The organism is Enterococcus sp. M190262, from assembly GCF_005843965.1.
Lineage (GTDB): Bacteria > Bacillota > Bacilli > Lactobacillales > Enterococcaceae > Enterococcus_D > Enterococcus_D gallinarum.
In genome coordinates, this window is sequence record NZ_CP040461.1 from 62280 (window position 1) to 76267 (window position 13988).

A 13988-nucleotide genomic window follows, 5' to 3' on the forward strand; every position below is an offset into this window, starting at 1 on the left:
TCCTCCTATAGGAATAATTGGCAAATCTGTTCTTTGTCACCATTCAAAATAAGTTGATACTTTTCCTGATCCATAAACACTTCCATGATTTCCTGTAAACTTTCCAAATGACTTTGATTGTCTTTTGCAGCTAAAACAAGGAAAATACGGACCGGCTTGCCAGCTAAATCGATTTCGTTTTTAGTCACTAGCAAACTCATCCCTTTATGAAAGACACCTTCCCCCGGACGAGCATGCATCAATGCAAAGTAATCAGCCAATACCATATACGGGCCGTTCTCCTCAACGCTATGGATCATATTAGCGACATATTGTTGATCGATGGCTTTTTCATTTAATAGCGGCTGACTCGCCAATTGAACTGCTTCTTGCCAGGTGAGGATTTGATTCGTGGTCTCGATATGATCCTCAGGCAGTAATTTTTTTAAATTGATCATGATTTTACCTCCAACATTTTTGAAATGAACCATTCTTTGTCTTCGATCCCTTGCATGATCAACTTCATGACAGGTTCTACTTCTTGGGCCTCATCTTCTCGTATCATTAGTAACACGATGATATCGACTTTTTGGTTGCCCCAATCAACAGGACGATCCAAAATCAATACAGAAAAGGTCGTTTTTGAAACAAGCTCAGGATTGCCATGAGGTATGGCAAAACCGTTATCTAAATAGGTCGACTGCAATGCTTCTCGTTCTAAGACGGAACGCTGAAAGTCCGTACGCTGATTTTCCGACGAAAAGTCATTTTGACTGATCAAAAAATCCAGTGCTTGTTCTTTGGTCTCAAATCGTTCAAAATAAATCTTCGGTGCAATCAACATCCGTGTATCTTGCAGGATTTTCACCTTATCCGCAATCGGTTCATTATCAATAATCAAATCGATATAGTGATTCATGATCCGCTTCATGTCTCGATTGGTCACCATCGGCGAGATGCGGACGACTGGTTTGGAAACATCAGGTAAATCGATCGTGGAAATAATGAAATCGATGGCAGAAATATCCATCTCTTTGAGCTTAGCGACAGAAGCGGTTTCAATACTATCGACATTAGGCAATATTCGACGAATCTTGGCAGAAATAAATGAACTGGTGCCAACACCGTTCGGACAAACAAAGACGATTTTATTCAATTGCCGCATCCGTTCTACTGCAGCTTGAAAGTGAATCGAAACAAACCCGATTTCATCCTCAGATATTCCAATATGGTAGGCCTTTAGAAAGTCGTTCAAAGAGAACCAAACGACCCCATACAACGCTGGATAATGCTGTTTGATCTCATCTAGCAATGGATTGACTACAGTAGTTTGGGCCTCAATGCGTAAAAACAGCTGGTACAAATGAATCGTCAAATCTTCTTCTAAGCGACTATCCTGTGTCAAATCGATCTGGATGCCTTCACTGACTTTCTGAATCAGATTTCTGACTTTCCCTCGAAAAGAGAACGGAATCGATTCGTTCTTCATAAAAAAACGTAAGCCACTACCTACAATGAGATAGGTTAGGTACTGAACTTCTTTCGATGAAAAATGGTAGATTTCTTGTTCTTCAATTTCTTTCAACAATTCATAAATCAACGGATACTTGTCAAATTCCAAAAACAATTTTCCAAATTGGCGCTTCTCTTCTATATCCAGCTGATTTGCCTGGTTCGAGCGCTCGACAATCAGCAAGATCGAAACAACGATGCTTTGGATGTAGCTTTCTGGGATCTCCATTTGCTTTTCGGTGATCGAATGGCGAAAAGCCGCATTTATCTTTTCAAATAATGACACATTTGTCAGAACAGAAAGGTTCTCCCCATGCTCCATAGTAAGGAGAATGAATCGCTTCAACATTCGTTGGATTTGTGACTCGCTTCCTTGAAAATAAGTGCCTGAATTATCAAAACGCAACAGTAAATTTTCTTTGACAAACAGTGTTTTTAGATAAGCGATATCTTTGGCGATACTGCTCCTAGAAACATAATACTCATCAGAAAGTTGCTGGTAACTCAAGTGCTCCCCATTGATTAGCCGCTTAAAAATTTGCATGCGTCGGTCTTCGATCAAAGAATAATTGTTTTTCATTTGCTCACCCTCTACCTTTATTCTAGTGATACCTTAACAAATATGAAGACCAATTGTTAGATTAAAAAATGATTAAAAGGTGTGCACACCCTTTCCCTTGATAGCAATATCGGTCGTTTGTTCCGCAAAATCGCTTCAAGCAAGCCAAACTTTTCTCATCTTCCTCGTTTTCTCTTATAATAAATGTAAACAGTCAAATGAGGAGGAAACAAAATGAAATGGCGTGGGGGTAGACAAAGTTCCAATGTGGAAGACCGCTCTGGTCGTTCCGCAGGTTCAGGAGGAAAAATAATGGCCGGCGGTGGTATCGGTACGATTGTTATCGCAGTCCTCTTTTTTCTATTCAGTGGGGGTGATTTAAACTCCGTCACAGATATTTTGGGAGGCGGACAAGCCGCTAATTATCAAACAGAAAATGTGGCTTCAGACGAGTATACAGAGGAAAAAGAATTCTCCGCTGTCGTCTTCGGCCATTTGGAAGATTATTGGAATGGTGTTTTTGAAGCAGAACAGACTACGTATCAAGATCCTAAACTGGTTTTATTTACAGGAAGTGTTCAATCGGCTTGTGGGAATGCAACTTCTCAAGTTGGTCCCTTTTATTGCCCTGCTGATCAAAATGTTTATCTGGATCTCAGCTTTGCAACAGAACTTTCTCAAAAGTATGGGGCCAGCGGAGATTTTGCTATGGCCTATGTCATTGCTCATGAAGTTGGTCATCACGTACAAAACGAACTTGGTATTACACAGCAACTCGATAAGATCCGCCAACAGGTTTCTGAAAAAGAATACAATCAATATAGTGTTCGTTTGGAACTCCAAGCGGATTATTTAGCCGGTACATTTGCCAAGTATCTACAAGGAAAAACTTATAACGGCCAACCGATTTTAGAAGCTGGTGATATCGAAGAGGCTATCACAGCTGCTAATGCCATTGGTGATGATACGTTACAAAAGGAATACCAAGGATATGTCGTACCAGATAGTTTTACTCATGGGACTTCAAAACAACGAGTTGAATGGTTCAACCGGGGGTTCAAATATGGTGATTTGGAGCATGGAGACACCTTCAATGAAAAAAACCTTGATTTGGTCTACGGATCGTAACAAAAACGTTCCTTTTTGGTCACTCTTTTTTCACATTTGGGCGGTATAGTTTATTCATACCAACAAACCCTAACTTTTTCATTTTACTCCTTGCCTGTCAGTCCCCGCTGGCAGGCCCTTTTTTTTCATGGTGCTATTTTAGTTTTTTTTAACCTTTGGCCTGTTTTTTTCTTTAAAACGCTAAGGGTTGATCACAATTTTTTCATATTTTCCGGTTACTATATAAATAACCCAACAAACAACCCAACTTTTTCATTTTTTACTCCTTGTCTGTCAGTCCCCGCTGACAGACTTATTTTTTTTCTTGCCAAAATTCTCAAAATGCGCTAAGGTTATTTATACGCGGAAGTGGCGGAATGGCAGACGCGCACGCTTCAGGCGCGTGTGAGTATATCTCGTGTGGGTTCAACTCCCATCTTCCGCATTTTGAGCAGATCATCTTGGATGATCTGCTCTTTTTTATGTGTTTCTTTTGTCTAAATAAAGAAAAAAGCTTAAGCTAGAAGTATATCAATAGGAAAAAGACAGGAGGAAATCCAATGAAAGAAGTACCAACAGCGAAAATCAAATTAACTGAGGTCAAAGAACTCTTTGATGCTGGTTATGAAATCTTAGGAGAATTACGGTCTGAGGTGAATGCCCCAGTCGTTAGAGCAAAATTTCTGAATCAAGAAGTGATTGCCATTTATGGAAAAGAAGCAGCAAAAATTTTTTATGATCCACGAAACTTTAAACGTGAAGGAGCAATGCCCAAACTCGTCCGTTCAACCTTGTTAGGGGAAGAGGGGGTTCAAACTTTAGACGGGGAACAACATCACCATCGGAAAAACTACTTTATGGACTTGATGACACCTGAGAGAATGACCGATTACCATGATTTGTTGGAACGAAACCTTTCTCATGAACTGGATAAACAATCCGGTACCTTTGAGCTTTTTTCACTCACAAAAAATGTTCTATTCAAAACGATTTGTGAATGGTCAGGAATCAATCTAGCACCACTGTCTCAATCAGAGATCAGTGAGTTAGCTGATTATCAAGTTGCTATGTTCAGCGGGACTGTCACCTCCCCTGTCGCCCATTTAAGAGGCGTCGAAGATCGTAAAAAATCTGAGAAATGGGCTCAAGGATTGATTGAAGAAGCTCGTCAACATCCTGTTGCTGGGAAAGAATCATTAGCACTTTATACTTTCGCTACTGCCACTGATCTTGAAGATAATTTACTGCCGATCGAAGTTGCAGCCGTCGATCTGTTAAATATCATCCGCCCTACGGTTGCTTTAACCGTTTGGATCGCTTTGATGGGACATGCCCTTTTTAGTACAACGACCATCTACCAAGCACTTAAACAAAACTTTTCGGAGTTACAGGATTCATTTATTCAAGAATTACGCCGCTTTTATCCTTTCTTTCCAATGATGCCCGCCATTAGCTTGCAAGATGTTGTCGTCGATGGTTATCTGATCCCTAAGGACAGCTGGGTCGTCCAAGATATTTATGGTACGAATCATGATCCGAGAACCTTTGATCAGCCAGATGACTTCAAAGTGGATCGCTTTGTCGGACGTACACAAGCCATTTCCTATGAGGAAGAATATGAAATGATCGCACAAGGGGGCGGTGATTTCCGCAAAATGCACCGCTGTGCTGGTGAATGGATCACCTTGCATACGTTGCGCGTGTTCAGTGATTTACTGGTCAACCACTATCAGTTTGAAGTTCCTGAACAAGATTGGAAGATTCCAATGAATCACTTTCCAACCTATCCAGAAAGTAAAGTTCTCTTATTTAAAGAAGCTGCAATGACCACAGAAAATGAGTAACTACTGATCGTTGTTATTAAGTGCAGCTCACAAAAACGCAGCCCAAGCAAGCTTAGGGCTGCGTTTTTTGCTTACTTCTCTACAGATGCCGTACGGAAATAAAAATAGGCACCGTATGCGGGAAATTGGATATCTTTGATCGTTGACCTGATCAAATAATTTGATGCACTCTGATATAGAGGAACTTGAGCTGCATCTTCTGCTAACAGAATTGATTCTGCTGATTTGTAATCTTCAAATACTTTATCTGGATCATTGGCATCCACGGTACGTGCGTTTTCTGTCAATGCCGTATAGTCCTCGTTGACATATCCACCGTAATTGTAAGAAGAACCTTTTTTATATAAATTGAAATAAGAGTCCAAGTCACTGCTGCCAGCAATCCAACCAGAAATCGACAACTCATATTGACCATCTGCTCGTGATTGATTCAAATTCGTTCGTGGTTGTTTATTGATTGTAATCGTCAAACCAGGCAAATGATCTTGAAGCTGATTTTGCAGATATTCACCGATTTTTTGTCCGTGATCATCATCTGTTACCAATAAAGTCAGTTCAATTTTGTCACCGATAGCTGATTGTGCTTGGCTCCATTCTGCTTGTGCTTTGTTACTATCGTATTCATTGTAGTCCCCGCTATAAGTGCGAAAATCTTCATTGGTATTCGGATTGGCATAAAGCCCACTGGGAATAAGGCCATTCAATACGCTTGCTCCATCGTTCAACACATCATTCACGAGACTCTCTTTGTCAATCGCCAAAGCGATGGCTTTACGAAGGTGGACATTTGCCAATGGTTTATTTGCCTGTTTATTGAAATCTAAAAAATAGTTGGCAATATCCTTTTGAGTGACTAATGAGTCATTATTTTGGTACTGTTGCACATAGAGTCCGCTGATTTTTTGCAGATCCAACTCCCCGCTTTCAAACAACTGGATTCCAGTATTCTCCTCTTTGATCGTGGAACCTTTGATTTTATCCAACTTAACTACCGCTTGATCGTAATACTCAGGATTTTTGGCAAGCGTCCATTCTGCACCGGTCTGTTGCCAGTCTTTCAGAATGAAAGGTCCCGTATAGAGCAAGTCTTCACTTGTTTTCCCATATGCCGTCCCTTTTTCTTCAACATAAGACTGTCTTTGAGGCGCTAACCAGCCAATCGACACCACCGATAAAAAAGAAGGTTGCGGCTGTTCCAAATGGACGACAAAGGTCTTTTCATCCGGTGTTTCTAAGCCAATCGTCGCAATGTCTGCTTTCCCTTCGCGAATATCTTGACTGTTGACGACATTGTCTAAAAGATACGCATTAGGCCCCATGGTTTTAGGATCGACCAGTTTCTTCCAAGCATAAGCAAAATCTGCTGCTTGCACTTGCTGCCCATCACTCCATTTGGCTTCTTCCTTTAGTTTAAAGGTATATGTCTTGCCATCTTCACTGATGACTGCTTCCTCCGCCAAACCGGGAACTGGCTGACTCTTTTCATCAAAACGATACAACCCTTCAAAAAGATGCTGGATAACGGTAAACGTAACTTTATCCGTTGTTTGCGTCGTATCTAATGTTGTCAACTCTGCCGGTAAGCTGACTGAAATCTCTTGAACTTCTGGATCTGTCTCCTTTGCGGACGATCCAGTCGTGCTACATCCTGCTAACAAAAAACTTAAAATCCCTACAACAACCAAACCCTTTTTCATTTACTCTCCTCTTTCCTTTTCACTTGCGAGTTGCAAGCTTGATTAAATAAAAAAATCCTCGTCCCTTTGCTGATCATCATTGATCAACAAAGGGACGAAGACTTCGTGTTACCACCCTTTTTCGTGTCATTTTTACAAATAACACCTCATCAGTACGTATGCATACTCGGCAGGATAACGGCTGCGTTCCGTCTAACCAGCGTAAACCAGTTAAAAGACTCTGAGCTCATCTTCACTTAGCGTTCTGTCCCCTTTCTCACCAACCCGGGTTCTCTTTAAACAGTCATCAAAGCTACTCTTCTCATCGATGTCCTATATTCTACTGAATTGATAAAAGTATACTATTCCTCGTTTTTCAAGTCAAACAGTTTTTAGAATTTTCAATCTTTTCAATAATGGCTTCAAGACTTTTTGGAGGGCAAATACTTGCCAGCTTAGTGTTTTTTTTCTAGGATAAAGAAAAGAAACCTTGCTCGAAAGGATGAAATCAATGAAACTTGCTGAAGCATTATTACTACGAAGAGATCTTGAATCCAAACTCACTCTGTTACGAGAAGAGATTGCCAGTAGTGCCGTGATCCAAGAAGGCGATACGTTAGACCGCAGCATCGACGACTTACTGCTGGATTATGAAACAACAAACCAAGAATTTGCCCAGTTGGTCATTGCAATCAATCAGCGAAATGCGGTCGCCAAAATCGGTGGACAAGAAACGATTGCTGCTGCATTAGAGAAACGGGAAGCTTTAAGGCGTTCGCATGCGATGCTAACGGCAACATTGGAAGCAGCCAAGGTTGCTCCACGGATGGGACGTAATGAGATTCGTATGATCCGAACGATCGATACCAAGCAAATCACCGACCGTTTGAATCAAACCGCAAAAGCCTTACGTGAATTAGACGGGCAGATTCAACAAACAAATTGGCTTGTTGATTTATAAAACAGCTGGGTGGGAGTCAAAAGCGAGCACAAAGCAGGTACAGGCTTATATGTACACCAATGGGGTCTGGCAGGGACCCGTTTAATGACTGCTGTTCAGTTACAAGCGTACAACTTATATTTTTCAATTAACGACCACGTGCTGGTTTGACAAGGTGGGTGCCTCTGTTTATCTTTTGTTACGCAAAAGGTAAACAGAGCTTTTTTGTTCAGCAAGACCTCTTTCAAAAGAAAAAGACCCCCTGATCCGTTTCCAACATAGGAAACCAGATCAAGGAATCTTTGTTCGTTTAGCTAGTTACTTTCTTTTCTGTCTGCGATATACCACTACTACAATGCCTACTAGTAACAAGCCTACTAACATCCAGCTGACTTGATACGTTTCACCGGTTTTTGGCAGTTCGTTTTTCTTCGTCGGTGTTTTTGTATTCTGATTTTTTGCTGGATCAGGAGCTTTTTCTGGCGTGTAGCGGTTAGTAAAGGTTGGCTCGCTACCATAATCTGCTTTCGCTTCCAATGTTCCGTTTTGATCTTCGACATTTACGGTCACTGGAATCTCTGCGTCATCATAAGTGATTGTACTGTCTTGTCCGGCTTTTTCACGGATCGTGTAATTGTAGTCACCAGCCTCTTCGTATGGAATCGCATCGAAGTAAACTTTCCCTGTGCCGTCGTTGGTTTGACTTTGAATCACTTGTCCCTCTTGATCGACTAATTCAAAGGTGAACTCCCCTGCGACTAATGAACGGCCAGTCAAGACTTTCTCAGCTTCCAACACTACACTGCCAGCTTTTGGTGTGTAAGTGTTCGTGAAGACGGCGTTGCCTTCATAAGTCGCTGTTGCTTCCAATTGTCCGTCATTGTCTTTCACGCTTACAGTCACTGGCACTTCCGTATCATCATAAGTGACTGTGTCATCTTGACCCGCTTTTTCACGGATCGTGTAATTGTAGTCACCAGCCTCTTCGTATGGAATCGCATCAAAGTAAATTTTTCCGCTACCATCGTTGGTTTGACTTTGAATTACTTGTCCCTCTTGATCGACTAATTCAAAGGTAAATTCTCCTGCGACTAGTGAACGGCCAGTCAAGACTTTCTCAGCTTCCAGCACTACACTGTCAGCTTTTGGTGTGTAAGTGTTCGTGAAGACGGCGTTACCTTCATAAGTCGCTGTTGCTTCCAATTGTCCTTCATTGTCCTTCACACTTACAGTCACTGGCACTTCCGTATCATCATAAGTGACTGTGTCATCTTGACCTGCTTTCTCACGGATCGTGTAGTTGTACTCGCCGGCTTTATCGTATGGAATCGCATCAAAGTAAACTTTTCCGCTACCATCGTTGGTTTGACTTTGAATCACTTGTCCCTCTTGATCGACTAACTCAAAAGTGAACTCCCCTGCGACTAATGAACGGCCAGTCAAGACTTTCTCAGCTTCCAACACTACACTGCCGGCTTTTGGTGTGTAAGTGTTCGTGAAGACGGCATTGCCTTCATAAGTCGCTGTTGCTTCCAATTGTCCTTCATTGTCCTTGACGCTTACAGTCACTGGCACTTCCGTATCATCATAAGTGACTGTGTCATCTTGACCCGCTTTCTCACGGATCGTGTAATTGTAGTCACCAGCCTCTTCGTATGGAATCGCATCGAAGTAAACTTTCCCTGTGCCGTCGTTGGTTTGACTTTGAATCACTTGTCCCTCTTGATCGACTAATTCAAAAGTGAACTCCCCTGCGACTAATGAACGGCCAGTCAAGACTTTCTCAGCTTCCAGCACTACACTGCCAGCTTTTGGTGTGTAAGTGTTCGTGAAGACGGCGTTGCCTTCATAAGTCGCTGTTGCTTCCAATTGTCCTTCATTGTCCTTCACACTTACAGTCACTGGCACTTCCGTATCATCATAAGTGACTGTGTCATCTTGACCCGCTTTTTCACGGATCGTGTAATTGTAGTCACCAGCCTCTTCGTATGGAATCGCATCGAAGTAAACTTTCCCTGTGCCGTCATTGGTTTGACTTTGAATCACTTGTCCCTCTTGATCGACTAACTCAAAAGTGAACTCCCCTGCGACTAGTGAACGGCCAGTCAAGACTTTCTCAGCTTCCAACACTACACTGCCAGCTTTTGGTGTGTAAGTGTTCGTGAAGACGGCATTGCCTTCATAAGTCGCTGTTGCTTCCAGTTGTCCTTCATTGTCCTTGACGCTTACAGTCACTGGCACTTCCGTATCATCATAAGTGACTGTGTCATCTTGACCCGCTTTTTCACGGATCGTGTAATTGTAGTCACCAGCCTCTTCGTATGGAATCGCATCGAAGTAAACTTTCCCTGTGCCGTCATTGGTTTGACTTTGGATTACCTGTCCTTCTTGATCGACTAATTCAAAAGTAAATTCTCCTGCGACTAGTGAACGGCCAGTCAAGACTTTCTCAGCTTCCAGCACTACACTGCCAGCTTTTGGTGTGTAAATGTTCGTGAAGACGGCGTTGCCTTCATAGGTGGCTGTTGCTTCCAATTGTCCGTCGTTATTTTTCACCTCTACTGTAACATTGGTGATTGAATCATCATAGCTAATCGTAGCGTCATGACCTTGTACTTCATAAATTTTATATCGATAGGTTCCTTCTTTTTGATAAGTAATCTCATCAAAAAGAATATTATTTGCCTTGTTCGTCTTTTCTTGAAGGATTTTATTTTCTTCATCTGCCAAAACAAAAGTGAATTCCCCGTCTTCGATCTGTCGGCCTTCCAAAGCTTTCGTAGCCGTTAAAGCTAGGCTAGTTTCGATAATTTCCCTTGTATTAGCTAGTTCAAAGACATAATCGACTTCCTCGCTCGAGATCGTAAACGTATATTCTTTTTCATCCCGCTCATATCCATCTGGTGCTTTCGTTTCTTGGATTTTATAATCTCCATATCGTAGCCCATCTAAGCGGTCAAATTCGCTAGTTCCTTGAATCAACTTATTATTTCTGACAACAAGTTCGGAGAAAACAACTTCGTAATTTCCTTCGGCATTTTTACGACTGAGTTGGAAATGTGCCTCTTTGTTGATCCCAGCTTCCTTATCCCCTTCTCTGTCATATTTCTTGATTGTCAACGAGCCATTTGTTCCCGTTGACGTACCGCTACCGTTGGTAGATTTGACGATTACGTCTTTTGTTACTTGATGGATTTCCGTCTGACTTCCGTAAAGAGACACATCATTTGAAACAACTTCATTATTTCGAATGCCAGGATCAAGTTTCGTTTGATAAACGATGAAGTATGGACTGTCAATGACATCCTCAAAAGCAATACGTAATGTGAATGTTCCATCAATACCATTCGTTGTTACATTTGGATTGTCTTGATTATTGAAAATAACTTTCTCACCTTTTATCCATTGATCTCCGTCTTTGACGGCTTTATACACATCAACAAGGACTTTTCCTGTCTCATCGTACAAGAAAGTCTGTTGATTATAATTGATCGTATCTTCAATCACAGCATTCTTGATCGTTCGACTATCTTGGTTAACCAGTACTTCCCAATCCAACAGTCGATTATTGTCAACATTTTGAGTGCCATTTTTTGTTAACCAGTTTCCTTTTGCGGATTTCTCAACTTGCGCTTCAGCAGTTAAATCCGTTGTACCATCTGTCAAAGAGATCATATTATTGTACTTGTAAACATCTGTAGCTGCTTCGACAGCAATGAAGACAGCAATCGTTTCTGAAGTGTCTTTCAACAGTTCTACTGTCACTTGTTTTGTCACTGGATCATACGTCAAGCGATAATCAGCTGAGCTCAATTCTTCCTTCAGAGATCTTACTTGGTTTCCTGTTCCGGATACGTCAACTGTATAAACTACTGCTTCTTTAAATGTTTGACCATCTTGTAATTGATCGACAATCTTGGTTCCTTCATGAAGTGTCGCTTTATACGTATTAAATAATCCCATCCAATAGATTTGATCACTTGTAGCAACATCTTCTGAAAAGATATTTGGGAAATTACGGTTAAAAGCTGCTTGCAAGTATGCTTTTACATCTCCTCCTTTTGGAATGAAAAGCCCTGCTTTTAGCGCGTTTAAGGTCCAAGTAGTGTCCATCCATGAATTTGCTTGAGCGGCTTCCCTATAAGAGTTACCGTCAATTTCATAATCGACAAAAGCAGAATTACTAAAACGTGTTTTGGCACTTCCTAAAGCGATCTGTGTCGTCATATCAAAAGTCGTTTTGAATCTGACCGTAATTTTGTCTGCTGTCTTTGCATAGTTTCCTTTTAGTTTAATTTGAAAACCAGATTCGTACTCAATTGGATTTTCTCCAGAAGTGGTTTCACGCTGCTTCGATAAATCAAAGTCGCTTGAAGTCAATTCTTTAACTTCTCCTGACTGGCTAGTTGCAGTTAAAACAAGAGAGTCTTCAATCAATTCTAATCCACTAATATTTGTCCCGCTAATTTCTCGATAGCGATCTGTGATGACCATATTTTCCACTTCTACATATTGCTGATTTATCTCAATCTGCCATTGAATCGTTTGATCCTGATAACTTTTTGATGGTGCTGTTTTTGTCACACCAATTTTGCTTGTTGGGGTCACTGTTCCCGACCCATTATGAGAAGTTGTCGTATCATCTTTGATAGTTATATAGTTAGTAATTCTAGTATTCGCCAGTACTGGATCAAAGAGTTGTGTCTCATAACGAATCACATATTGTCCAGCATGAGCAAACACAAGTTGAAATTGAACAAGCTGATTATCTTTTTTTATTTCTCCTGCTTCATCAAAGTGCCAATCTGTCACAATACTGTTATCATTTTTGTTTCTGACCACTACAGAATCGGCTACTAAATAATGCAATGCATTTTCTGAAAGTGATCCAGAATACGTTTTATCAGTGAGAATTGAACCGTCTTTGCTAAGATCTAAAGAAACCTCCCAAGAAGCACGACCAGTTGACTGATCATAACCTAAAAATCGCTTATATTCCGCAGATTCATCATAGCTGACTGTTGCTTCAACTGATTTTTCATGGAAATTATCTCCAGTGATTTGAGCAACATTTTTGAAGGAGTTAATCGTTGGATCATTGACAACACTATAAATTTCAATTTTGACTGGCTTATCGATTTTTTGATTGAATGTAAAAGTTCCAGTCGTTGAGTTATAAGTATACAAGTCGCTAGTTCTAACCCAAGCGTCTCCATCATAAAGGTAACCATAAGAATGAGAATATGCCAATCCGCTTGGTAGTTTATCTGTCACAACGACGTTTTCCAGTTCCTTGCTTTCCGTATTATATACGATCTCCCAAACAATTGAGCCACTAGTACTTACTTTCCCACTCTTCGTAATATCGATTTGATAGATTGGTAAAGTAATCAGGATCTCATTGCCATCACGGTCATAAATACCAGTTTCGATGACAACATCTTCTGTGATTGTTGACACTTTCAATTCGGTTTCAAGATTGATTGTTCCACTTCTACCTGATAGATTCTCTGCGTTTTCATTGAAAACAATCTTTAATTCTCCATTTGCATTTAGATAAAAGTCTCCTAATGATCCTCCACCTGAACGCTGTAATGTGCCTGACACCTCATTGTGAACAGCAAAATAGCTTGGTAGCTGATAAATATAATAATCACCGTTTTTGATTTCCTCCTGATCAGATAATGACCAGTCAAAGTGAATCTTAATATTGTCGTTATAATAAGGAGGATTGTCTTGATCAAAAGGTTGATCATTCATATCTGTAATTCGTACATTATCAAATAGTTGAATTCCTCGAGCATTTAAATCTGGATTAACAGCATTTGGAGTGGCTGCTTGTTCGGTAGATTCAGTCCCTGAATCCTCCGTGGGTGCTCTTGGCTGTATTGTATTTTGATTCAACTCTGAAGTGGACGTTTCAGTCGTAGTAGTAGTGGTCGCTTTTTCCGGTTGACTGTTTGAGGTATCTTCGACTGTTTGACTAATACTCTCTGCGTTTTCTGAAGTTGTTGTTGATTCTTCCGTTTTTGTGTCTGCCGCAGGTGAATTCGATTGACTCGTTTGACTTTCAACTTCTATATTTGAAACCATTTCAGCTACTGCAATTGCCGGTGTACAAAAAGTCGCACCTAGCAAAATCAACAAGCTCAAATATGCACATAGTTTTTTATTCATAGTGATTCATCCTTTCTAAAAAAACAACTGTTACTTTTTAGAAAAACTTAATTTTTTTACTTTTCTAAAATATAAGTTTTTCTAAAAGAACCAACCAATATAATTATTTATGATGGCACCGTACTGTACGTTCTTCCCTCATTCTTCCGAAGACAGCATAACGATTGATATAGCTAGACCAGAACCTATTTCTC

General features: G+C 40.7%; 7 protein-coding genes and 1 tRNA gene. 4 read left to right on the forward strand and 4 right to left on the reverse strand.

What is annotated here, in order from left to right; genetic code table 11:
- Positions 1-5: 5 nt before the first annotated feature.
- Together FE005_RS00320 and FE005_RS00325 are read right to left on the reverse strand one after the other, a co-directional pair.
- Positions 6-437 (reverse strand): PTS sugar transporter subunit IIA, encoded by a 432-nt coding sequence (locus FE005_RS00320; protein ID WP_103300996.1) that lies wholly within the window; start codon positions 435-437, stop codon positions 6-8.
- Complete coding sequence (locus tag FE005_RS00325; RefSeq protein WP_138371100.1) at positions 434-2071, reverse strand: PRD domain-containing protein; 1638 nt, start codon at positions 2069-2071, stop codon at positions 434-436. Before FE005_RS00325 ends, FE005_RS00320 begins: the two co-directional genes overlap by 4 nt.
- A gap of 213 nt (positions 2072-2284) precedes the next feature.
- On the opposite strand from FE005_RS00325, the gene FE005_RS00330 reads away from it, so the two are divergent.
- The 3 genes from FE005_RS00330 (at position 2285) to FE005_RS00340 (ending at position 5001) form a co-directional block, all read left to right on the forward strand.
- Positions 2285-3178 (forward strand): neutral zinc metallopeptidase, encoded by an 894-nt coding sequence (locus tag FE005_RS00330; RefSeq protein ID WP_002316719.1) that lies wholly within the window; start codon positions 2285-2287, stop codon positions 3176-3178.
- A 342-nt stretch (positions 3179-3520) separates the two neighbouring features.
- Positions 3521-3602 (forward strand) — tRNA-Leu (locus FE005_RS00335).
- Positions 3603-3717: 115 nt separating this feature from the next.
- A complete protein-coding gene (locus FE005_RS00340) occupies positions 3718-5001 on the forward strand; it encodes a cytochrome P450 (RefSeq protein WP_138371101.1) in 1284 nt (427 codons plus the stop codon).
- A 71-nt stretch (positions 5002-5072) separates the two neighbouring features.
- Here the strand turns inward: FE005_RS00340 and FE005_RS00345 are convergent, their stop codons facing one another.
- Positions 5073-6698: a peptide ABC transporter substrate-binding protein gene (locus FE005_RS00345; RefSeq protein ID WP_081131551.1), complete on the reverse strand. Its 1626-nt coding sequence runs from the start codon at positions 6696-6698 to the stop codon at positions 5073-5075.
- A gap of 490 nt (positions 6699-7188) precedes the next feature.
- On the opposite strand from FE005_RS00345, the gene FE005_RS00350 reads away from it, so the two are divergent.
- Positions 7189-7638 (forward strand): DIP1984 family protein, encoded by a 450-nt coding sequence (locus FE005_RS00350; RefSeq protein WP_005470685.1) that lies wholly within the window; start codon positions 7189-7191, stop codon positions 7636-7638.
- Positions 7639-7935: 297 nt separating this feature from the next.
- Here the strand turns inward: FE005_RS00350 and FE005_RS00355 are convergent, their stop codons facing one another.
- Entirely contained in the window at positions 7936-13794 is a 5859-nt protein-coding gene (locus FE005_RS00355; protein ID WP_138371102.1) for an FctA domain-containing protein, read from the reverse strand.
- Positions 13795-13988: the final 194 nt, after the last annotated feature.